General features: G+C 73.1%; 18 protein-coding genes. 9 read left to right on the top strand and 9 right to left on the bottom strand.

The annotated features are described in order from the left end of the window. Positions 1–6: 6 nt before the first annotated feature. The 3 genes from VZF99_RS02300 to VZF99_RS02290 are packed head-to-tail and all read left to right on the top strand — an operon-like array spanning position 7 to position 4662. The gene (locus tag VZF99_RS02300) at positions 7–1410 is read left to right on the top strand and encodes a M1 family metallopeptidase (RefSeq protein ID WP_396467950.1); all 1404 of its coding nucleotides are present in this window, start codon (positions 7–9) and stop codon (positions 1408–1410) included. Then, positions 1388–2689, top strand: a complete 1302-nt coding sequence (locus tag VZF99_RS02295) for a polysaccharide biosynthesis protein (RefSeq protein ID WP_407335610.1) — start codon at positions 1388–1390, stop codon at positions 2687–2689. Before VZF99_RS02300 ends, VZF99_RS02295 begins: the two co-directional genes overlap by 23 nt. Next, complete coding sequence (locus VZF99_RS02290) at positions 2686–4662, top strand: arabinofuranosyltransferase (protein WP_407335609.1); 1977 nt, start codon at positions 2686–2688, stop codon at positions 4660–4662. The genes VZF99_RS02295 and VZF99_RS02290 overlap by 4 nt, the downstream gene beginning before the upstream one ends. 59 nt (positions 4663–4721) lie before the next feature. Here VZF99_RS02290 and VZF99_RS02285 read toward each other — a convergent pair whose 3' ends face one another. Both VZF99_RS02285 and VZF99_RS02280 read right to left on the bottom strand, forming a co-directional pair. Continuing rightward, a complete protein-coding gene (locus VZF99_RS02285; RefSeq protein WP_325768443.1) occupies positions 4722–5069 on the bottom strand; it encodes a hypothetical protein in 348 nt (115 codons plus the stop codon). Positions 5070–5076: 7 nt separating this feature from the next. Next, positions 5077–5973: a glycosyltransferase family 2 protein gene (locus VZF99_RS02280; protein WP_119192901.1), complete on the bottom strand. Its 897-nt coding sequence runs from the start codon at positions 5971–5973 to the stop codon at positions 5077–5079. Between the two features lie 63 nt (positions 5974–6036). On the opposite strand from VZF99_RS02280, the gene VZF99_RS02275 reads away from it, so the two are divergent. From VZF99_RS02275 to VZF99_RS02255, 5 genes are read left to right on the top strand one after another with little or no spacing between them, the layout of a single operon-like run. Further along, positions 6037–6789 carry a glycosyltransferase family 2 protein gene (locus tag VZF99_RS02275; RefSeq protein ID WP_407335608.1) on the top strand — a complete coding sequence of 251 codons (753 nt, stop codon included), beginning with the start codon at positions 6037–6039 and terminating at the stop codon, positions 6787–6789. Then, on the top strand, positions 6786–7175 hold the full coding sequence (locus VZF99_RS02270) for a DUF2304 domain-containing protein (RefSeq protein ID WP_120284708.1): 390 nt from the start codon (positions 6786–6788) through the stop codon (positions 7173–7175). Before VZF99_RS02275 ends, VZF99_RS02270 begins: the two co-directional genes overlap by 4 nt. An 8-nt stretch (positions 7176–7183) precedes the next feature. Next, the gene (locus VZF99_RS02265; protein WP_407335607.1) at positions 7184–7525 is read left to right on the top strand and encodes a hypothetical protein; all 342 of its coding nucleotides are present in this window, start codon (positions 7184–7186) and stop codon (positions 7523–7525) included. Further along, positions 7522–9222, top strand: a complete 1701-nt coding sequence (locus tag VZF99_RS02260) for an alpha/beta hydrolase (protein WP_407335606.1) — start codon at positions 7522–7524, stop codon at positions 9220–9222. Before VZF99_RS02265 ends, VZF99_RS02260 begins: the two co-directional genes overlap by 4 nt. A gap of 11 nt (positions 9223–9233) precedes the next feature. Continuing rightward, positions 9234–10016 carry a hypothetical protein gene (locus tag VZF99_RS02255; protein ID WP_407335605.1) on the top strand — a complete coding sequence of 261 codons (783 nt, stop codon included), beginning with the start codon at positions 9234–9236 and terminating at the stop codon, positions 10014–10016. A 21-nt stretch (positions 10017–10037) separates the two neighbouring features. Here VZF99_RS02255 and VZF99_RS02250 read toward each other — a convergent pair whose 3' ends face one another. From VZF99_RS02250 to VZF99_RS02240, 3 genes are all read right to left on the bottom strand, one after another. Next, positions 10038–10976 (bottom strand): SDR family NAD(P)-dependent oxidoreductase, encoded by a 939-nt coding sequence (locus tag VZF99_RS02250; protein ID WP_407335604.1) that lies wholly within the window; start codon positions 10974–10976, stop codon positions 10038–10040. Positions 10977–11068: 92 nt separating this feature from the next. Continuing rightward, positions 11069–13255 (bottom strand): DUF6541 family protein, encoded by a 2187-nt coding sequence (locus VZF99_RS02245; protein WP_407335603.1) that lies wholly within the window; start codon positions 13253–13255, stop codon positions 11069–11071. A 136-nt stretch (positions 13256–13391) separates the two neighbouring features. Next, positions 13392–15371, bottom strand: a complete 1980-nt coding sequence (locus VZF99_RS02240) for a hypothetical protein (RefSeq protein WP_407335602.1) — start codon at positions 15369–15371, stop codon at positions 13392–13394. A gap of 371 nt (positions 15372–15742) precedes the next feature. Between VZF99_RS02240 and VZF99_RS02235 the strand changes: the two genes are divergently transcribed. Next, positions 15743–16588 carry an HNH endonuclease family protein gene (locus VZF99_RS02235; RefSeq protein WP_407335601.1) on the top strand — a complete coding sequence of 282 codons (846 nt, stop codon included), beginning with the start codon at positions 15743–15745 and terminating at the stop codon, positions 16586–16588. Positions 16589–16624: 36 nt separating this feature from the next. Here VZF99_RS02235 and VZF99_RS02230 read toward each other — a convergent pair whose 3' ends face one another. The 4 genes from VZF99_RS02230 to VZF99_RS02215 form a co-directional block, all read right to left on the bottom strand. Continuing rightward, positions 16625–17497: a DUF1542 domain-containing protein gene (locus VZF99_RS02230; RefSeq protein WP_120284720.1), complete on the bottom strand. Its 873-nt coding sequence runs from the start codon at positions 17495–17497 to the stop codon at positions 16625–16627. A 70-nt stretch (positions 17498–17567) separates the two neighbouring features. Further along, positions 17568–18791, bottom strand: a complete 1224-nt coding sequence (locus tag VZF99_RS02225) for a CaiB/BaiF CoA-transferase family protein (protein WP_120284722.1) — start codon at positions 18789–18791, stop codon at positions 17568–17570. A gap of 3 nt (positions 18792–18794) precedes the next feature. Beyond that, positions 18795–19913 carry an acyl-CoA dehydrogenase family protein gene (locus tag VZF99_RS02220; RefSeq protein WP_120284724.1) on the bottom strand — a complete coding sequence of 373 codons (1119 nt, stop codon included), beginning with the start codon at positions 19911–19913 and terminating at the stop codon, positions 18795–18797. After that, positions 19910–21076 carry an acyl-CoA dehydrogenase family protein gene (locus VZF99_RS02215; protein WP_120284726.1) on the bottom strand — a complete coding sequence of 389 codons (1167 nt, stop codon included), beginning with the start codon at positions 21074–21076 and terminating at the stop codon, positions 19910–19912. Before VZF99_RS02215 ends, VZF99_RS02220 begins: the two co-directional genes overlap by 4 nt. Positions 21077–21198: the final 122 nt, after the last annotated feature.

The raw sequence follows: 21198 nt of genomic DNA, 5'->3' as shown, positions 1-21198 counted from the left end.
CAGGTCATGGAATTGAAGGCAGTGAAGTCAGACCTCGTCGCCAGGATCGCGTCCCCACGCACGCCGTCGGGCGCCGATCCGGTCGACCCCTACCTGCCCGGCGCGGGCAACCACGGATATCGCGTCACGCGCTACGAGCTGGACCTGAGCTACAAGGTGAGCCCCAACAACCTCCGTGGCGAGGCGGTGATCACCGCGACCGCCACCGAGCCGCTGGAGACGATCCGGCTCGACCTCTCCCCACACCTGACCGTGTCCAAGGTCCTTCTCGACGGAGACCGCGTCGCCCGCTACACCCGGCCCCGCGGCAAGCTCTCGATCACCCCCGCCGAACCGCTCGCCGTGGGATCCGCGTTCACCCTGACCATCCGCTACTCCGGCAACCCGAAGCCGATCCGTGGGCCGTGGGGCGAGGTGGGCTGGGAGGAACTGACCGACGGGGTCCTGGTCGCGGGCCAGCCCAACGGTGCCGCCAGCTGGTTCCCCTGCGACGACCACCCCTCGGCGAAGGCCCCGTTCCGCATCAGGCTCACCACCGACTCGCCGTACCGCGCCGTCGTCACCGGCACGCTGGTCGGCAAGAAGCGCAGTGGCAGCACGACCGCCTGGGACTTCGACCTCCCGCACCCCACCTCCCCCTACCTGGTCACCGTCAACCTCGGGCAGTACGACCACCTCGAGGCCACCGACGGGCCGGTGCCGTTCCACGCCTTCGTCCCCGCCGACCTCAAGCGGGGATTCCGGCAGGCCTTCGCCCGGCAACTCGAGATGATCACCGTGTTCTCCGATCTCTTCGGCCCGTACCCGTTCGACAGCTACAAGGTCGTGGTGACCGACGACGAACTCGAGATCCCGCTCGAGGCGATGGGCATGTCGACGTTCGGACGCAACACGTGTGAGGCCGCGGGCCGGCCGGACTCGGACGAGCGACTCATCGCCCACGAGCTGGCCCACCAGTGGTTCGGCAACGCCGTCACCATCGCCGAGTGGAGGCACATCTGGCTGCACGAGGGGTTCGCCTGCTACGCCGAGTGGCTGTGGACCGAGTTCTCCGGCGGCGCCGACGCCGGAAGTCACGCCCTGCGCTACTACTCCAAGCTGCAGAACTCCCCGCAGGACCTCCTCCTGTCGGACCCCGGACCCGAGGACATGTTCGACGACCGTGTCTACAAGCGCGGCGCCCTGACCCTGCACGCGCTGCGCCTGACGATCGGCGACGACCGCTTCTTCGATCTCCTCCGCGCGTGGGTCGCGACGTACTCCGGCAGGACCGTCACCACCGACGACTTCCTCCACCTGGCCGCCGACCACTCCCCCGTCGACCTGCGGCCGCTGTGGAACGCCTGGCTGTTCTCCGAGCCCCTGCCGCCGACCCTCGGTATGCCCGATGACGACACCGGCAGCCACTGAGCCGACACCCACCACCGGCCGGTCGGCCGCGGGCGGGATGCGGGCACTGACGCTGGCGACCCTGTTCGCCGCGGCCTCCGGGTACCTGGTGATGCTCGTCGCCGGCCGCGCACTCGGCCCGGCCGATTATCCACTGTTCGCCACCTACTGGGGAGCGTTCTTCGCCCTCGGCGGCGTCGCCAACGGGCTGATGCAGGAGGTCACCCGCGCCGTCCGCTCGGCCCGCGGGGGTGGGACCGGCACGGTCGGCGCGCGGCCGCCGCGGTCGGCCGTCCGGTTGCTGCCGGCCGGGCTCACGCTGGGCCTGGTCCTCGCGGCCGCGGTGGCCGTGAGCGCACCGGCCTGGCCCGCGCTGGGCCTGCCCACGTTCTCCGGCGTCGGCGTCGCCGTCATGGCGTTCGGCATCCTCGGCTTCACCCTCCAGGCCGCCACCGCGGGCGCCCTGTCGGGAACCGAACGCTGGGGCCTGTACGCGGTCCTGCTCACCGTCGACGCGGCGGTGCGCCTGGCCGTGGCGGGCGTCGCGTGGTGGCTCGGCGACACCGGTCTCGGATTCGCCGTGGCCACGGTCGCAGGCGCCGTCACGTGGGCGCTGCTCATCGCCCTGTCCCCCGCCACCCGCGACGCGCTGGCCTCCGCCGTCGACGCCGATCGCCGGCGCTTCTGGCGCAACACCGGGGCAGCCATGCTCGCCTCCGCCGGCACCTCGGCCCTGGTGACCGGGTTCCCGCTGTTCGTCACCGCCACCGTCCGCGCGGACGATCCGGCCCCACTCGTCGGCGCGGTGATCCTCGCCATCACCCTGACCCGCGCGCCGTTGCTCGTGCCGCTCACCAGTTTCCAGAGCGCGATCATCGTCTACTTCGTCCAGCGCCGCGCCCGCGGACCGCGGTCGCTGGCCGCCCCGCTCGGCCTGGTGACGGCGGTGGGTATCGTGGGAGCGGGGGCCGCGTGGCTGGTCGGCCCGTGGCTGATCCGCGTGTTGTTCGGAGGCGATTTCGAACTGCCCGGTGCGGTACTGGCCGCCCTCACCGCCGCGTCCGTGGGCACCGCCGCCCTGATGGTGACGGGCAACGCGGCGCTGGCCTTCGACCGCCACCTGCTCTACAACGCCGGGTGGTGGGTCGCGGTCGTCGCCGCGGCGGCCCTCCTCGTCGCCGTGCCCGGACCACTCGACGTGCGCGCCGCGATCGCGCTCCTCGCCGGCCCCGGCATCGGGGTCGCGGTCCACGTCACCGGCCTGGCCGTGACCGCGCGCCACCCGGAAACCGACGCATGACCGACGTCCGTCTGCTCGCCCGCCGGGGCGGCGAACTCCTCGCCGCCCTCTTGGTCGCGGCCGTGGTCGGTGCCCTCACGTTCGAGGGAGTCGACGCGCTGCCGTTCGTCGAGCCCAGCTGGCTGCCCGAGACCTTCGGCGCGACCCTCGCCGCGGGGGTCGTCATCCTCGCCGGGTGGCTGTTGCTGCGCAGGGCCACTGGCGGCCGGGCCCTGTGGCTGCTCGGAACCGCCGGGCCGGCTTTCCTGGCCTCCTCCCACCTCGGACTGCTGCTGAACGGCACGCCGCACTACCTGTTCGGCCTCGGCGGCGACCAGCTCAACCGCGTCGCCTACGTCACCCGCTTCGCCGACTCCCCCGCCCTCGCCGACCCCTTCTACGCCGACGCCGCGCCCTTCTACCCGCCACAGTGGTTCTGGGTGGGCGGGCAGCTGTCCCGGATCACGGGCATCGACGGCTGGGAGTTCTACAAGCCGTACGCCATCGTCACCATGGCCATCGCCGGCGCGATCGCGTTCGTGGCCTGGCGATGGCTCGTCCCCGCGCGGCTTGCCGTCGTGTTCGGTCTCGTCACCTCGGTCATCGGCGGGCACACCAACGCCTACGAGCCCTACTCGTGGATCCTCATCTGCCTGCTCCCGCAGGTCGTCGTGGCGACGTTCCTCCTCTGCGCACGGGTGGCCGCCGCAGCCGGATCCCGGACGGGCCGCGGACCCACGTGGCCGCTGGTCGCGACGATCGGCCTCTACCTCGGCTGGGCTGCGCTGGGCTACACCCTCATCGCGGGTGTCGCGGCGCTGCTGGTGGGCCTCGTCGTCGTCATCCATTCCTGGCGATACCGCACCGATCGTGCGGTGGTCCTCGCCCTGCTCGGCCGCCTGGCCGCCATGGCGGCGATCTCCGCGGCGATCGCACTGTTGTTCTGGCACCGATTCCTGCTGGCCGCCCTCGGCGGCGCGGACACCGAACCCTCGGTGGCCAACGACTTCGCGCCCGAGATCGCCTCGCGGTGGCCGCTGCCGATGCTCGAGGTGTCCGCCGTCGGGCTACTGTGCCTGATCGGCGTGGTGTGGCTGGTCGTCACCGTCTGGCCCGACGGAGCCGGCCGGGCTTCCGAGCGCGCGGCGGCGACGTTGCGAACGCGGATCGGCACCGAGCACGACACGGACCACGTCGCCGACACCGACGCCGACGGCCCTCTCCCCCCGGCCGATCGACGGCTCGTCCTCGCACAGGCCCTGGGCCTCACGGCGGTGACCGTCCTCGGGTGGTACGTGCTCTCGGGGCTGCGGGCGGTCACCGGCAGCACGCTGCTGCCGTTCCGGATGATCCCGATCATCACCCTCGTCCTCGCCCTGGCGGGCGTGGTCGGCGCGCTGACGCTGGCCCGGTGGGCCGTGCGGACCTCTCCCGACCGGTCCCGTGGCCGCGTCACCGCCGCGGCGGTGGTGGTCGCGGGCCTCGCTGCCGTCCAGATGGTGCAGCACGTCTCCGGGGAGGATGCGGAGTTCGCCGCCGAAGCCCGCGCGTTCCCCGCGGTCCCCCGCGACGTGCTGGACGCTGTGGACGACATGACCGGCGACCGGGCACCCTCGGACCTCGTCCTGCTGACCTCGGATCCGACCCTCTACGCCTACCGGCCGTACTTCTCGTTCCAGGCGCCGGCCCAGGCGTACGCCACGCCGGCCGGCCGGTACGAGGAGCGCCTCGACGAGATCCGGAGCTGGGCGGACACCGAGACCCCCGGAGAGCTGACCGCCGCGCTGGACTCGAGTGAGTTCCGCAGCCCCGACGTTCTGGTCCTCACCCGCGAGGGGTCCCGCCGCTGGGTTTTCCCCGCGATCGTCAACCAGATGCCCCGGGTCCAGAACAACGCGCGCGAGGAGATCGTCTTCCGGCCGCGGCAGTTCGACGATCCCGCCCGCTTCGACGTCCGCGAAGTCGGGGAACGGATGGTGATCGTGCAACGCTGAGGCCCCAGCGGGCGCGCCGGGGAGCACGGGCCCACCCGGGCCCCGGCAGCAGAGAGTCGCTATGCCCTCCGCAGCGAGGCCTGCGCCGGGAACGGCACGACGATCTCGCGGCCCACGTCCTCCACCGCGTCGGTGAGCGCGGTGGTCAGCACGATGCGGTCGTCGTAGACGTGGGCGATGCGGACCTCGGTGTCACGCCCGCCCTCATCGACCAGGTAGCGGTCCATGAGGAAGCGGAGCCCGACCCGCTCGAGCGCCGCCTCCGCCTCGTGCCAGTCGTCGACCGGGCCCATCGGGCGACCCAGCCTGTCGATCGGTACGAGTGCCGGCTCGGCGACCGTCATGTCGATCCACCCGACCACCTCGCCGTCGTCGCGACGGTGCGGGATCCACGTCTCGGGGATCACCCGTGTGTCAGAACTTGCGGAACGTGTGCCCGAGCAGCTTCTTGCCGCCCTCGGTCAGCTTGCCGGCCCTGGCCGCTGTCGGGATCAGCGACAGCGCGTTGAGCCGCGAGGTGACGTGCAGGCGCGCGGCCCGCTCGGCGCTCTTCCAGCCGCGGGCGGCGAACGCGTCGGCCTCACCGGCGAAGAAGCGGGCCTCCTCGTCGAACCGCCGACCGTCGAGGGCGCGGACCGACGAGTCCGACGCCGAGTGCCGGCGGTAGAGGAACGCCAGCGTGGGGTCGTAGATCATGTGGCCGCCCCCGGTGATGACGTCGACCAGCAGCGCGAGGTCCTGCACCACGTCCAGACCCTCACGGAACCCGATCCGCTTGACCCACTCGGAGTTCCACGCCAGGGACGGGAAGTAGGTCCAATTGCCGTGCATGAGCGAGGTCATGAGCTTCTCGCCGTGCAGCACGGTGCGGCCCTGCGCCTTGGGCTGGGTGAACGCCTTCACCGAGTCGGACAGCCCCCGGACGGGCGCGCCGTGCTCGTCGATGACGCTGACCCCCACCTCCATCACGGCGGCGTCCGGCACGGCGGCGAACCCGTCGGCCACGACCTGCAGGTAGTTGGGCAGCATGATGTCGTCGGCGCCCATCACCACGACGACCGGCGCGGTGACCATCCCGAGGCACTTGCGGTAGTTGCCGTTGGCGCCGAGGTTGGTCTCGTTCTTCTCGTAGGTCACCCGCTCGTCGCGCGCGGTGATCTCGCCCATGTAACGGGCCGGCTCCGGATCCGGGTAGCCGTCGTCCACCACGACCAACCGGAAATCGCGGTAGCTCTGCGCCAGGACACTGTCCACGGCCTTCTTGAAGTGGTCGACGTCCCCGTAGTAGGGGAGCATCACGTCGATGGCCATCAGGGGAACCGCCGTCCTTCTCGTCACCGGATTGTCCGTCCGGTCGCATAGTATCGACCTCCGATGAGCAGTGACAGCGTGCGGGATACGGGGCCGAGTGTGGCGGGCGGAGATTCGACCGTCGGTAACCACGACGTGTGGCTGATCGTCCCCTGCTTCAACGAGGGCACCGTGATCGAGGAGGTGCTGCGTTCGGCGCGTGGGACGTTCCCCAACATCGTGGCGGTGGACGACGGGTCGGCGGACAACTCGGCCGCGGCGATCCACCGCGCGGGTGCGCACCTGGTCCGCCATCCGGTGAACCTGGGCCAGGGCGCGGCCATCCAGACCGGTGTGGAGTACGCCCGCGCCCAGCCGGGGGCCCGCTACTTCGTCACCTTCGACGCCGACGGGCAGCACCAGGTCAAGGACGTGCTGGCCATGGTGGGACGGCTGCGGTCCGAGCCGGTGGACATCGTCGTGGGCACGCGCTTCGGGCGCCCCCGCCGCGACGACGACCAGGTGCCGCTGATCAAGCGGCTCGTCCTGCGCACGGTCGTGCTGCTCAGCCCCCGCACCCGCCGACTGGGCCTGACCGACGCCCACAACGGTCTGCGCGTGTTCAACCGTCGCGTCGCGGAGGACCTCAACCTGCGGATGAACGGGATGAGCCACGCCAGCGAGTTCGTGGAGCTCATGGACAGCCGCGGCTGGCGGGTGGCCGAGCAGCCGGTCGACATCCTCTACACCGAGTACTCGATGTCCAAGGGCCAGTCGCTGCTCAACGGCATCAACATCCTCTCCGACGGGTTCGTGGGAAAGAGGCTGCCCCGATGATCAAGGTCCTGCTCCTGCTGGCCGGCGCCGCGCTGGTCGTGTTCTTTCTGGCCAACCGCCGCAAGGCGCGTGCGAAGGCCGGGGTGAAGATCGGCTTCGTGCTGTTCGTCGTGTTCATGGTCTACGCCGTGATCCGGCCCGACGACCTCACCGTGGTCGCCAACGCGCTCGGGGTGCAGCGCGGCACCGACCTGGTGCTGTACGCGCTGGTCATGGGCTTCGCGTTCGTGACGGTGTCCACCTACGTTCGTTTCCGCGAGCAGGAACTGCGGTACTCGCGCCTGGCGCGGACGATCGCGTTGCAGCACGCGGTGCGGCCCGATGACAAGGTCGATGCGGTGGTCATGAAGCCGGCCCCGGACGACGACGACCCGATGCGGTCCTGACAGCAGCCGTGGACGAGGGCGCGAACGAGGACGTCCGCAGCGAGGCCGCGCGCCTGCGACGCCGCCTCAAGGTGGCGCGCGGACGACTCGACGCGGTCCTCCATGCCGGTGCCCAGCCCGGAACGAGCAGGGTGGGTGACGCCACCGGTGGGGACGCCGGGGCGCGCGGGGGTCTCGCCCGGATCGACGACGACGACGAGTTCCGCGCCCTCCTGCGCCCCGCCTCCGATCGGATCGCGCGCCTGCTCGAGTTGGCCGACGGTCTCGCGGAGGGCACGCTGTCCGAGGCGTCGGCCGGCGACGCGGCCCGGGCGGTCGCCGACACCCAGCCGTTCCGGCGGCCGCGGTGACGGGCGCACTGCCGGAGACCCCGCCGCCGGCCCGGGTGATCCGGTTACTCGACCTGGCCGCCGGCCTCGTCTCGGCGCGGGACGCCCTGGCGACCGCGCGCGACGCGCTCCTCACCTCCACGACCCGCTCCCCCGCCCTGGACGCGCTGGCCGACGCCGTCGGCGGCGAGGCCCGCGGCCTGACCGAGATCCTGGCGGGCGTGTACCGGCTGGTCGAGCTCGCCGAGGACTCCTGGGACGACCTCGACGGGCCGGACCCGCTTCCCGAGCCCGGGCGCGCGGCCCTGAGGGCGACGCTGGACCGGGCGGCGGACAACGCGTTGGCCGACCTGGCCAGGTTCGCCGGGGTCGCGGCGGTCGGGCCGGACGTGGCGGTCGGGCCGGACGTGGCGGGTGGGCCGGACGTGGCGGGTGGGCCGGACGTCGCGGGCGGGCCGGGCGGATCCCGCGGCCTCGACACCGCCGCCACGGTCGCGGCCTGGGGCCCGGGCCCGGCCGGACCCGAACCTGCCGACCCGTCCGATGTGTATGCGACGGTCGAGCACATGCCCGTCGCCGACCGGCGACTCCTCGCGCTGGCCGAGCCGGAGGCCGTGGGCGGGACGTACGGCGTGCCCTGGCCGGTGCGGGCCCGCGCCAACGCGGTGGCCGTGCGCGCCGCGCTCCACCGCGAGCACCTGGCGGGTACGCCGTGGAGTCCGCGCATCGGGCGTCTGGAGACGATGGCGCGGCGTGATGCTCGTCGTCGTCGTCGTTCCTTCCCGGCGTTCTCACCGCGCCGCGGTGGGCGGATGATCGAGGTGGTGGGCGAGCTCGGCCCGGACATCGAGGCGGTGGCGGTGTACGTGCCCGGCACCGGCACCAACCTGGACATGTCCCACGTCAACACCGACGTCGCGGTGGACCTCGTCGAGTCCGGCGGCGGGCGACTGGCCGTGGTGACGTTCCTCGACGGCGAGTTCCCGCAGGACATCATGGCCGATGCCGGCGATCCCCGGTTCGCCGACGCCATGGCGCCGCGCCTGGTCCGCTTCTGTCGTGAGGTGGACCGGGTCATGGAGATCGAATGCCCCGGTGCGGCACTGACCGTGGTGGGGCACTCGTACGGCGGGCGGATCGTGGGCACCGCCGAACGGCTCGGCCTGCGCGCCGACCGGGTGATCTACGCCGAGTCGCCCGATCTCGGGGTGGGCGTCGCGGGGCCGTCGGACTGGCGCGCCCCCGGACCGGTACGCAGGTACTCCCTCACCGCACCCGGCGACCCCGTGGAGCTGCTGCAGATCCGGTTCGGCCTGCGACAGCGCTGGTCCCACTCCGACCTGGGCGGCGGCGCCGTCCGACTCGACACCGGCTACTTCGCCGACGGCACGCCCGTCTACGGCACGCGCGGTCACGGCGGCGTGTTCGACCGGGACTGCGGGGCGTTCCGGGCGATGCTCGCCGTGATGCTCGGCGGACAGGTGCCCCTGTGGCGGGAACGGCGGATCCGGGCGCGCCACACCGGCGTGGACCGCGGTCAGGAGGGGCGCGTCCTGCCCGTCCTGCGCCGACATGCCGTGGGCCTGTTGCTCCGTCGCGATCAGGACCCCTACGGCGAGGCGACCGTGCTCTGGGAGGGACCCGAGCGACTGACGACGGTCCCGCCGGCGACGCGCGCGGCGGGGGAAGAGGTTGGCGTTCCCACGGACGCTGTCTGATACTGGGGCCCATGGATTCGCTCGACACCCGGTTCACCCCACCGTCCCTCACCACCGTGGGGATGGGCGCCCTGGGCGTCCTGTCGGTCGGGCTGATTTCCGCCGGCCTCTGGTACGACTCGCACCGCAGCGCCGAGGCCGTCGAGCGGGCCCGCGCGCAGGTCGAGTCCGCGCAGACCACCGGCCCCACCGCCGAGCCGATCGCGAGCACCACCTCGGAGACCAGCACCGAGCCGAGCGCCGAGGACCCCACCAGCGAGGAGTCGACCGAGGCCTCCGAGGAGACCGAGCCCGCCGACGATCAGGCCGGACCGGCGGTCTCCCCGGTGGCCCCCGCGACCAACGTGCCGACCGTGGCCCCGGCGCCGCGGGTCGCCGCCGTCCAGCCGGTCCGTCAGGCGCCGGTCGCCCCGGTCGCGCCTGCAGCCCCCGCGCCGGCGGCCCCTGCGGTGCCCGCTGCGCCGGCCGCTCCCGCTGAGGGCACGGATGGCGCCGGTGACGGAGCCGAGGGTGACGCCACAGGCGGCGGCGACGCCGGTCAGGGCGAGGAAGAACTCGAGGTCACCGCGCCCGACGGTGCCCGGCCCGCGCCCGGATTCCCGGACCTGCTCCGCCCGTTCCTGCCCCGGCCCAACTTCGCCCCGCAGCCGGACGCCGTCGGCGCCGCTGCCGTGGGCGCCGACGCGGTCGGGGCCGACGGCGCCGCCGAGGCGGACGGCGACGCGGGTGAGGACGGCACCGCTGACGCTGCCGGCGCGGACGGCGGCGCCGGCGCCGAGGCCGGCGAGGACTAGCGCGTCAGCCGCGGAAGGATGTCAGTCGCGGAAGTAGTCGACCGTCCGGGCGACGCCCTCGCGGATCGTCACCTGCGGCGTCCAGCCGAGCACCTCGGCGGCGCGCTCGGCATCGAGGGCCGAGCGGGCGACATCACCCAGGCGGGCGGGAGCGTACTCGGGATCGTCAGCGGCCCCCGCGGCCTCGGCGACCAGGGTGTGCAGCCCACGGTCGGTGGTCTCCACGCCGGTGCCCACATTGAAACGCAGCCCCGCCGCGGCCGGGACCTCGGCGGCGCGGACGAAGGCGTCCACCACGTCGTCGACGAACACATAGTCGCGCGTGTTGCCGCCGTCGCCGAACACGCGCGTGGGCTGACCGGCCAGCAGCCGCTGGGAGAAGATCGCCACCACCCCGGCCTCGCCGTGCGGGTCCTGCCGCGGCCCGTACACGTTCGCCGGCGCCACGCCCGCCCACTCGATCCCGTACAGGCGCGAGAACATCTCCAGGTAGATCTCACCGGCCACCTTGCCGGCGGCGTACGGGCTCAGCGGGTCCACCGGTCGGGTCTCCGCGACGGGCAGCTCGGTCACGGGCCCGTAGATGGACCCGCCTGAGGAGGTGAAGACGATCCTGCGCACCCCGACCTTGCGGGCCGCCTCGGCCAGCCGGACGGTGCCGACGACGTTGACCTCGGCGTCGTGGACCGGATCCTCCACCGACAGGCGCACGTCGATCTGCGCGGCCAGGTGGAAGATGACCTCGGGCCGGGCGGCGGCCACCACGTCCTCGATGGCGGGGTCGGTCAGGTCGAGCTCCCGGAACTCGAACCGGTCACCGGCCTCACGGGACGCCGCCAGGTTCTCGAGCCGCCCCCGGGACAGGTTGTCCACCACGGTCACGTCATGGCCCTCACCCAGCAGCCTGTCCACCAGGGTCGACCCGATGAACCCGGCCCCTCCCGTCACCAACGCGCGCATGTGATGCCCTCCCCTCGTCTGCGACGACACCGCCGCGGCTCCCTCACCTTCAGGCCCGTGCACAGGATACGACCGTGGGACCGGTGGCGAGGTCACTCCGGCCCGTATGTCCCGGTCGCCCGGGTGAGCGGGGACCGTCGCTCGGGCGGGAACGGGGAGTCCTCCACAATCTGCGCCAGTTCGGCGTCGGTGAACGCGTCCCGCACCGCGTAGATCCGCACCTGCGACTCGGCGTACACCTTGGCCAGGCCGGGCGTGCCGTCGAGGCGCAACAGGTGCTCGTTGGGCTTCTGGAACCCCCAGTAGTTGGGCGGGCTCACGTACACGTACGTCACACCGAGCTCCGCCAACGCGCGGTCGACGCGGGGGTTCACCCCGGCCTCGTCCATCCGGGAGAACAGATAGGTCGTCAGCGGGGTCGTGGAACCGGGTTGGAGGTAGTGCCGCGAGGTCGAGGGCAACCCGTCGGTGGCGTACATCCAGCCCGAGCCCTCGTCGGGATTGGTGTAGATGAGACCCGAGTAGGCCTGCGGCTGCTCGGACAGCCACCGGAAGGCGCGCAGGTCGTGCTCGTCGACCATGCGGTTCCACCGCTGGTTCACCCCGGCCGCGACCGCGTACTCGGGCGAGGCCTGCACCACCCAGGACCCCACCCCCACCAGGGCGGCCAGCGCCACGGCCACCCGGGCGAGCCGGACGCCGCCACCGTCCGGGTCGGTGAGGGGATCGACCAGCCTGCCCAACCATCCCGCCAGCGCCTGGACGGTCGCCCCGACGCCCACACCCACCGCCGCGGCCACGACCACGGCCAGCACCACCCCGATCCGGCGGGGGTCGTTGTAGTAGATGCTGCCGATCCCGCGGAGCACACCGCCGGTCCAGTTGCCGAACACGCTCATCGAGTTGACGCACACCACCAGCAGCCCGCCCCACAGCAGCAGCGGCCAGAACACCTTGCGGCGCAGCATCACCACCAGGCCCAGCGCGGCCAGGGACAGCAGCACCCACCGCACGCCCCAGTCCTCCACATGACGCACCTGCAGGGCTACCGCCTTGCCCCAGGTGGCGGCGCGGTCGGCGTCGATCTGGAACTCGAAGGCCGAGATGTCGTCGGCCTCCTCGGACACCGTGAGCACCTGCGGCAACAAGGTGAGCACCCCGGCCAGCCCGATGCCGGCCAACACCACGAAGTCGCGCACGCGGCCGCGGACCGGCCGCCACAGCCCGTCGAACAGCCACCAGAACAGCACGAACACGGCCGCGGTGACCATGGCCGACGGATGGACGCCGCCGATACCGACCAGCCCGAGCGCGGCGGCGGGGATGAACCGCCGATCGGCCAGGGCCGCCACCACGACCGCGGCCCCCAGACCGGCCATACCGTTGGCCACGGCCGACGGGGTGGCGGCCACCATCACCTCGACGAACGGCAGACCCGGGAACAGCGGGGTGGCCATCGCGGCCACGGCCGCCGAGGTGGCCACCACGGGCCGGGAGAACCGGCGGTGGGTGATCAGCCACGCCAACGCCGCCACGCCCAGCGGGAACACGAGCGCGACGCTGCCGATCTGCACGAGGTTGTACGTCTCGACGGCGCCGATCCCGCGCAGGCCCATGACCAGGGCGGCGATCGAGTGCCACGTGCTCGGGTAGTAGAGCGTCGCGCCGTTCTCCGGGTAACGCAGCTCCCCGGCGAGGTCGGGCGACGCCACGCCGAGGTCATGGATGAAGCGGATGTAGTTGGCGTGCCAGTGGGCGTCCCAGCCCTGGAAGATGTTCGCCGTGCCGCCGGGGGTCGCCGAGAGTTCGGTGAGGATCATCTGGCCGATCAGCCAGGCGCTCGTCAGGATCGCCGCGCCCGGCAGCAGCCACCACCACGAGCGCCGCCCGGGCCGGCCGTCCACCCGGCCGGGGCGCTCGACCCCGGCGGTCCCGCGAACCCTGCGGAGTCGGCCGACCCGACCGGTTCGGCGGCGCCGGCGACGGCGTCGCCCGTCCGCCGGCGTGGCGTCGCGGCCTCGTCGTCGTCGTCGCCACACCCATGTCGCCCCGGTGATCAGCAGCCCCACCACGCCGACCACCGCGGCGGTCGCGGCCGTGGCGACCACGTAGGCGCCGAGCGACCACGGCACCCCGACCCGGCCGTAGACGTAGCCGGCGATCGCGGCGATCCCGAACGAGACCGGGATCGACGTGCCCAGCGCGAGACGCAGGGGCAGTTGCGCGGCGGCGCCCACGATCGCGCCGGGCACCACCAGGAGCGCGGTGAGGGTCATCATGACCAACGCGATGTCGATGACCCGCCTCCGTTCCTGGACCTGTCCGTGTTCTGGCCCTGTCCGTGTCCGTGTCCCTCTCGGCGTCCGTGGGCCCGCCGTCCGACCCGCCCATTATGGTCCACCGGGCCGTGAAACCTCAGCGCGGCACGAGTACGCCGACCGGTCCGCTGCCCACGCACAGCTGGGAGGCGCCCCCGCCCGGGGAGACGGTCAGGCCCGTCCCCCCGCCCTCGAGGCGGACGTACACCGTCCCCGGCCCGGCCTGGACGGGGGCCGTCACCTCGTCGCCGTCGTCGAGGCGGACCGCCACGTGACCGTCCGCGTCAGCGAGGAGATGGAGCCGCGCCACCCAGTCGCGCCCGAGCAGCGGACCGTCCAGGGCTATCCGGGCGCCGTCCGGGCCGACCCGGTGGCCGCAGCCGGGCACCGGCCCCTGCGGGATGGTGCGGCCCGGGACCACGTCGGCGGGATGCAGCGCCCCGTGCGCGTCGATCGCCACCGGGTCGCGGGTCCACGCCCCCACCGCCGGGACCCCCGGCACCCCGGCGAGCAGCGCGGACAGCCGGTTGGCGGGCGTCGTCAGGGGGAGCAGCACCTCGAGCGGGACCTCCTTGTCGAGCAGGGGCTCGGTGCGCTCGCGCAGCGCCGCGAGCAGCGGCTCGGTGTAGTCGCGGGACGGCTGCTCCGACCACGCCTGGCGGTACGAGACGGTCGAGACGGCGGAGGAGGCGAGCAGCGCGACCAGGCCGAGCGCGCCCGCCGCCGGCAGCCACGTCCCCGCGCGGCCGCGAGGCGGTGCGGCGCGCTCCTCGGGCGCGGCGCGCTCCCTGGGCGCGGCGTCCTGCCGGCGCGGGGCGTCCTGCCGGCGCGGTGCGGCGATCGCCAGAGCGGCGGCCGCAGCCAGCACCACCGGCAGTTCGGAGTGGTACCGGAGGGTCTGCACGATCTCCGTCGCGGTGTCCGGCCCCGTGCGCCCCACCGCGACCAGGACCACCGTCACCAGCGGGTACAGCGCCGCGGCCGCCCAGACCGCACCGGTGCGCCGCCGGGTGAGAAGAGACCACGCCAGGACCGCCGCGACCGCCAGGGCGCCCACGACGACGGCCATCGTCGACGGGTCTGCCATCGGGGGTCCCGGGTGCCAGCGCTCCCAGCTCCACGGTCCCCCGCCCAGCGTCGGCACCACCGCCAGCCGGTAGGTGTGGTCCACCAGGTCGACGAATCCGGGCCCCGGGCTCCCGGCGCCGGTGCCGCCGGTGTCGTCCCCGCCCTCGGGCCCGGCCGGGAACCCGCCCGACGATCCTCCCCCGAGACGGCCGACGACGACGAGGAACACCGCCCCCCACACCACGACGATCGCGGCCAGTGCCGACCAGGCCCAGCGGGTCCGACGCCACAGGGCCAGCAGCTCACTGCGTGTTCCGCCGCCCGTCCACCACGACCCCAGCAGCACCGCCGCGGCCACCACCGGGATGATGAGCGCCTTCTCGACGAACAGCAACCCCAGAGCCGTGGCCACCGCGGCACCCACGGCATGGCGTCGGCGACCCGAGCGGGCGAGCAGGATTATCGACGCCACCGTCCACGCCATCGCGGCGGCGAGCGGCAGCGCGTTGAGGGCGGCCGCCCACCACGTGGCCGACGGCAGGCCGAGCGGGATCGCGAGCGTGGCCACGAGTGGGACCAGCAGGATCGCCCGGCCCGCCAGCAGGACCCACAGCATCCGGGCGAGCGCGGCGCCCGCGACCAGCTGGAGCAGCGCGATCTGTACCAGCGGCACGCGGAAGTCCAGCGGCGCGACGTGCGCCGCGACCCAGGTCAGGGCCATCGCGCCGGGCATGAGGTGACCGTCGTGGTCCGCGAACAGGAACGCGGGATCCGGGAACGCCTGCGCGGCCGCCCTGCCGTGCAGGAGGAGATCGTCCCAGTAGAACCAGCCCGCCGCGGCGACCCAGGTGCGCACCGCCGTGGCCGCCACCACCACCAGCGCGCAGGCCGCCAGGACGAGCCGACCGCGATTCGTCGGCCGGGCCCGCGCGGGAACGTCGGGCGTGCCCGGGGTGCGGTCGTCGGGCGTGCCCGGGGCGGGTCGGCGGCTGGACGTGGCGGGGGGCATCGCGGGCCACGCTAGTCGGCCCGGCGGGAGCGCACGTGCACTCCCCTGAGTGGCAGGGCGCTCGGGAACGATGGCCGCTACGCCTGCGCCCCCGCAGACCCGCATCGCCGCATCGCCGCATCGCCGCGCAGCCGCTCCCGCGCCTGGCGTCTCGCTCGCGCGGCTGTACGCCCGGGCCACAGCCGCACGTCAACATGGCGTCTCGCCTGCCCCGAAGCGGGTGCGAGACGCCACCCCGGGGAGCGGCTGCGATGCAGGTGTACGGGCGCCACGACGATCAGGGGTACGGGCGCGCCCGCGGGTGCGCTCGGGCCCGCGGTGATGCTCGGCCGCGGGCGGGGGTGTCGGAGGCCCTCGATAGGGTGCCCCGCATGAGTTCCGGAACCCCTCGTGCAATCGGTGCCGTCGTCCTCGGGGTGGCCGTGCTGGCCGGGATCGGCTGGTGCGCCGAACCCGAGGAGGGCGCCCCGGGCACGGTCGGCGCTCCGGGCACGGTCGGCACTCCCGCGACGTCGGCGGTCGACCCGGAGGGGAACACCTCGCCGTCGTCGCTGGTGGAGCCCCCGCCCGTCGACGCGCAGCCGGCGCCCCCCGCCGAGCCCGCGCCCCCGGTCGACCCCGACGCCGGCGAGCCCGTAAATCCCCTGGTCGCGGCGGCCCGCGGGGCCCTGCCGCAACTCGAGGTCAAGGGCCGGGCGCCCAAGACGGGGTACGACCGCGACCTGTTCGGGCAGTCGTGGACCGACGACGTGTCCGTGGAGTTCGGCCGCAACGGCTGCGACACCCGCAACGACATCCTCCAGCGCGACCTGCAGGACATCACCTTTCGGCCCGGCACGCGGGACTGCGTGGTCCTCACCGGCGTCCTGGAGGGGCCGTACACCGGGGAGCGGATTGACTTCGTCCGCGGGCAAGACACGTCATCGGAGGTTCAGATCGACCACGTGGTGGCGATGTCGGACGCGTGGCAGAAGGGCGCACAGCAGCTCACCGAGGAGCAGCGGCGTGACTTCGCCAACGACCCGCTCAACCTGTTGGCCGTGGCCGGGTGGGCGAATCAGCAGAAGGGCGACGGCGACACCGCCACCTGGCTCCCGCCCCGTCGCGAGTTCCGGTGTTCGTACGTCTCGCGCCAGGTGCTGGTCAAGGACCGGTACGGCCTGTGGGTGACGCAGGCCGAGCGCGACGCGATGGACCGAGTCCTGACCGGCTGCTGAGCAGCCGCGGACGGCCCACGGTCAACCGCGGCCCGGTCAGAAGTCGAAGAATCCGCCGCCGTCGCCGCCGAACAGGCCACCGTCGAAGAAACCGCCGCCGCCGTCTCCCCCGCCGTCGCCGCCGAACAGGCCACCGTCGAAGAATCCGCCGCCGTCGCCTCCGCCATCGCCGCCGTCCCCGCCCATCAGTCCGCCGTCGAGGAAACCCTCGCCGCCGTCGCCGCCGCCCATGTCACTGACGTCGGCGCCGCCCTCGCCCACCCCGGACGCGAAGTCCTCACCGGAGTACCCGATGCCCGACATCCCGGCGAACATCATGTTGAACATCATCATCGAGCCCATCATCCACACGCCCGTGGTCAGGGCCGACGCCCACCAGGGCTCCGAGTACCAGCCGGCGGGGACCGGTCGACCGGCCACGACGCCGCCCGGATAGTAGTGCGGGGTCTCGTCGCTCGGATCGGTCGCGGCCTTCATGGTCCGGCCCTCGACCTCGACCTCGCGGTCCTCCGTCACGCGGCCGGCGCGGTCCTGGCCGGGGGTCTTGGGCAGCTCGGGGCCCGGGTCCAGGCCCATCGCCGAGCGGGCGGCACGCACGTAGTACAGACCCTCCAGCGCGGTGTCCTTGGCCAGCTGCGCCTGTACCGGGGTGCGGGCATTCTCCAACTCGGAGACCGCCGCCGTGTAGCGCTCCGACGCGTCGGCCATGGCCTGTTTGGACGCCTCGTCGGTGCCATCCAGGTTGAACACCTGGCCCCCGAGCCGCTCGACCCATCGGGCCGCCTCGGCCCGGTGGTCGGCGAGGTGGTGATTGTGCTGCGCCTCCAGCTGGGTCTGGCCCTTGTTCTGGCTGCGGGAGACCACGGCGACGGCCACCGCGATCACTGCGGCGATGAGGAGGAATTCCACGACACGACCTTTCTCGGTACTGGTGTCGAGGGTACCGAGATCGCGGCCCGTGGCGCGCGGTGCGGCGGGGTCAGGAACGGTCGTCCGCGCCGCTCACCACGTCCGCCTCCCGTAGGCGGGCCACCTCGGCCGGGCCGATCCCGAACCCGGCCAGCACCGCATCGGTGTCCGCTCCGCGGGGGCGCGGTCCGAAGCGTACGGATCCGGGCGTGTCGGACAAGGTGACGGGGATCCCGACACCGCGGTATCCCTCCCGCTCGACCACCATGCCCCGATGCATGACCTGCGGCATCGCGAGCGCCTCCCCCACATCGTTGACCGCGCCGGAGGGAACCCCCGCCGAACGGAGGCGGTCCGCCAGGTCGGCGCGATCGATGCCGCCGACGAGCTCCCCGAGGAGCGACCGGAGTTCTCCGGCGTGCGCGAGACGGTCCGAGTTGGTGAGGAACCGCGGATCCTCGGCCAGTGCGCGTTCACCCAGCGCGACGGCGAGGGAGCGGAACTGCCCGTCGTTGCCCGCGCCGATGAAGAAGGGGCCGTCTGAGCAGGTGAAGGTCTCGTAGGGGCAGATCGTCGGGTGGGCGACGCCTGTCCTGGCCGGGGGCTCGCCCGTGGCGAACCACTTCCCGGCGTGTGGGTGCAGGATCGACACGGCGTTATCGAGCAGGGCGAGGTCGACGAGCTGCCCGCGCCCGGTGGTTTCTCTGACGTGCAACGCCATGAGGATGCCGGTCATCGCGTTGAGGCTGGTGACGATGTCCACCAGGGGGATACCAATGCGCATGGCCGGCCCGTCGGGCTCCCCGTTGATGCTCATGAGCCCCGACAGCGCCTGGAGGACGGCGTCATAACCGGGTGCGCCGCCCAGCGGACCGTCGACGCCGTACCCGGTGATGCGGCAGTGGACCAGGCGGGGGAACCGCACGGCGAGCTCGGCGTCGCCGAATCCCCACGCTTCCAGGGTCCCGGCTTTGAAGTTCTCGATGACGACGTCCGCCTCCGCGAGCATCCTCGCCAGGAGTGACTGCCCCTCCTCACTGCGCAGGTCGATGCTGATGTTCCGCTTGTTGCGGTTCAGACCGTCGAAGTAGGCGCTGTGGTCCTCCCGCACGAACGGCGGACCCCAGCCCCGGGTCTCGTCCCCGCCCGGTGGCTCCACCTTGACGACATCAGCACCGTGGTCGGCGAGCATCTGACCACACAGAGGTCCGGCCAGGACCCGGGACAGGTCCACGACACGGATGTCGGTGAGAGCCCCGGTCCGCGGCGTATCCGCGTACGGCGTGGCGGCCACGACTCAGGGGCCCGTCACACGGTCGAGCCAACCGGCGGCCGCACCCTCGACCCGAGCGCCCTCGACGACCATGGGCCATGCCCCGTCCATCCCGCCCGCGAGTGCGACGTCGGTGAGTCGGCTCTCCCAGAACGCCGCGGAGCCGAACTCACCGCGCCACTGCAGAGCGGGCAGGGTGAGGCGGTGCAAGGTGTGCTCGTGCGTGGTGCCGATGGCGCCGTGCACCTGATGGGTGTTGCGCACGGCGACGGCGACGGTCTGCGAGGCCACGCTGCGGGCCACGGCCACGCGGAATCCCGACAGCGGCCCCCCGAGGTCGGTGTCGAGCGCGTCGGCGACCGCTTGGTCGACCGCCGCGCGGGCGAGGACGGTCTCGGCCGCGATGTCGACGACGAGGTTCTGCACCGACTGGAACTCGGCCAGCGCCCGACCGAACTGGTTGCGCTCGGTGCTGTGGGCGATCGCCGCGTCGAGCATCCCCTCGGCGGCGCCCACGGACTGGACGGCCCGGGCGAGGGCGCCTCGGAGCACCGCCGCTTCGACGGGAGCGGCGTCGACCGGGGTCCACGCGGCGTCGTCGGGCGCGCTGAGGTCGCCCAGTGCCACCGCGGAGGTCCCGTCGACGGGTGTGACCGCCGCCCGGTCGGTCGGGATGTCCGCGACCTCGAAGCGGGGTCGCCCGTCGTCGTCGGCGGCGGACCGGCGTACGAACAGCACGGAATCGGTGGCCCCGGCCCAGGCCACGCGCCGGGCGCGGGAGTCGGACCCGAGGACGGCGAGGGTCGCCGTCCCCGGGGCGGAGTCGTCCAGGCCGACCGCGCGGCGCAGCGGCCCGACGACGAGGTCGGTCTCCGCATACGGGACCGCGACCCCGGCGGCGGCGGCCAATCTCAGCAGCGTGGCGGCCTCCGCCCAGCCCGCCCCGCTGCCCCCGGTCTCCTCCGGGCCGGTGAGCCGGCCGATCCCCACCTCGGACAGGGCCCGCCACACCGCAGTCGCGTCGGGGTCGACGGTGGGCCCGGAGAACTGCGCCAGGACACCCGCCATCATCGACTCGAGGTCCTCGTCAACGGCCAGGTCGACGGCCTCGATGGTCCGGTCGGAAGCGGTGCGCCCGTTCATCTCATCCCCATTCCCCGCGCGATCACGCCGCGCAGAATCTCGTTGGTCCCGCCGCGCAGCGTGAAGCCGGGGCGTTGATGGAGTCCGGCACGGAGCAGATCCGTGAGTTCGGACGCGGCCGCGTCCGCCTCGCCCGGCGCGAACTCGTCGCCGAGCCTGGCGGAGACCACGTCGACGATGTCGCCCTCGGTGGTGGTTCCGAGGAGCTTGACCAGTGCCGCGGCGTTGTCGGCGGGCTCGCCGCGCTGCAGCGCCCCGGCGATGTTCTGGCTCAGGGCGTGAAGCCCCGCCATCCGCGCGACCGAGCGGCCGAGGTCGGTGCGGGCGGGCAATGTCCCCTCGGCGATCGCGCCGATCTCGGCGGCGAACAGGCGGAAAGAGGAGAGGAACCGCTCGGGGCCGCTGCGCTCGAAGGCCAGCTCGGAATTGACCTGCTCCCAGCCCCGGCCCAGGGAACCGAACACGCGGGCATCGGGGACGAACACCTCGTCGAGCACGACCTCGTTGAAGTGGTGGTCGCCGGACAGGGAGACGATCGGGCGGATGGTGACGCCCTCGCTGCGCAGGTCGACGATGAACTGGCTCAGCCCCGCGTGCCGGTGGGCGGTGTCCAGCGGCTCGGTGCGGGCGAGGGCGATGAACGCCTCCGCGTGCTGGGCACCGGAGGTCCACACCTTGGTGCCGGAGACGGCCCAGCCGCCGTCGACCCTCACACCCTTCGTCCGCACACTGGCCAGATCGGAACCCGAGTCCGGTTCACTCATCCCGATGCCGAAACAGCACTCTCCCGCCGCGATGCGCGGCAGGTACTCGCGCTTTTGCTCCTCTGTGCCGTACCGCAGGAGCGAGGGGGCGATCTGCCGATCGGCGACCCACTGCGCGGCCACGGGCGCCCCGACAGCGAGGAGTTCCTCGGTGACGACGAAGCGCTCCAGGTGCGTGCGTCCTCGGCCGCCGTACTCGGTGGGGATCGCCATGCCGACCCAGCCGCGCTCGGCGAGACGACGGGTGAAGTCCTCGTCCCACCGGGTCAGCCAGGTGTCGATCCACGGCGTGAGACGGCCGGCGGCGATCTCGCCGCCGAGGAAGTCGCGGACCTCCGCCCGTAGGGCGTCCATGTCCGCCGACGCCAGGGTGGTCGGTGGTGCGAGTGCGGACCTCATCGGGCCTCCTCGAAGGGGATTGGGGTGTCGGCTGCCGGATCGGGGCCGAAGGGTGACCCGGACCACGTGTTCGAGAATCGCACGGTCGGCGCTTTTACGCAATAGGGGATTCCACTACGCTC

The organism is Dietzia kunjamensis (assembly GCF_045689975.1).
Classification (GTDB): domain Bacteria; phylum Actinomycetota; class Actinomycetes; order Mycobacteriales; family Mycobacteriaceae; genus Dietzia; species Dietzia kunjamensis.
The sequence above is the reverse complement of the archived record's forward strand: the minus strand, read 5'-3'. Positions and strand labels throughout refer to the sequence as shown.

Excerpts from the sequence above, each read along its gene's own strand:
- VZF99_RS02220 (WP_120284724.1), bottom strand. The coding sequence starts at position 19,913 with ATGAACGGGCGCACCGCTTCCGACCGGACCATCGAGGCCGTCGACCTG.
- VZF99_RS02290 (WP_407335609.1), top strand. The coding sequence starts at position 2,686 with ATGACCGACGTCCGTCTGCTCGCCCGCCGGGGCGGCGAACTCCTCGCC.
- VZF99_RS02295 (WP_407335610.1), top strand. The coding sequence starts at position 1,388 with ATGACGACACCGGCAGCCACTGAGCCGACACCCACCACCGGCCGGTCG.
- VZF99_RS02245 (WP_407335603.1), bottom strand. The coding sequence starts at position 13,255 with ATGATGACCCTCACCGCGCTCCTGGTGGTGCCCGGCGCGATCGTGGGC.
- VZF99_RS02270 (WP_120284708.1), top strand. The coding sequence starts at position 6,786 with ATGATCAAGGTCCTGCTCCTGCTGGCCGGCGCCGCGCTGGTCGTGTTC.
- VZF99_RS02235 (WP_407335601.1), top strand. The coding sequence starts at position 15,743 with ATGAGTTCCGGAACCCCTCGTGCAATCGGTGCCGTCGTCCTCGGGGTG.
- VZF99_RS02300 (WP_396467950.1), top strand. The coding sequence starts at position 7 with ATGGAATTGAAGGCAGTGAAGTCAGACCTCGTCGCCAGGATCGCGTCC.
- VZF99_RS02275 (WP_407335608.1), top strand. The coding sequence starts at position 6,037 with ATGAGCAGTGACAGCGTGCGGGATACGGGGCCGAGTGTGGCGGGCGGA.
- VZF99_RS02215 (WP_120284726.1), bottom strand. The coding sequence starts at position 21,076 with ATGAGGTCCGCACTCGCACCACCGACCACCCTGGCGTCGGCGGACATG.
- VZF99_RS02255 (WP_407335605.1), top strand. The coding sequence starts at position 9,234 with ATGGATTCGCTCGACACCCGGTTCACCCCACCGTCCCTCACCACCGTG.
- VZF99_RS02250 (WP_407335604.1), bottom strand. The coding sequence starts at position 10,976 with ATGCGCGCGTTGGTGACGGGAGGGGCCGGGTTCATCGGGTCGACCCTG.
- VZF99_RS02280 (WP_119192901.1), bottom strand. The coding sequence starts at position 5,973 with ATGGCCATCGACGTGATGCTCCCCTACTACGGGGACGTCGACCACTTC.
- VZF99_RS02240 (WP_407335602.1), bottom strand. The coding sequence starts at position 15,371 with ATGCCCCCCGCCACGTCCAGCCGCCGACCCGCCCCGGGCACGCCCGAC.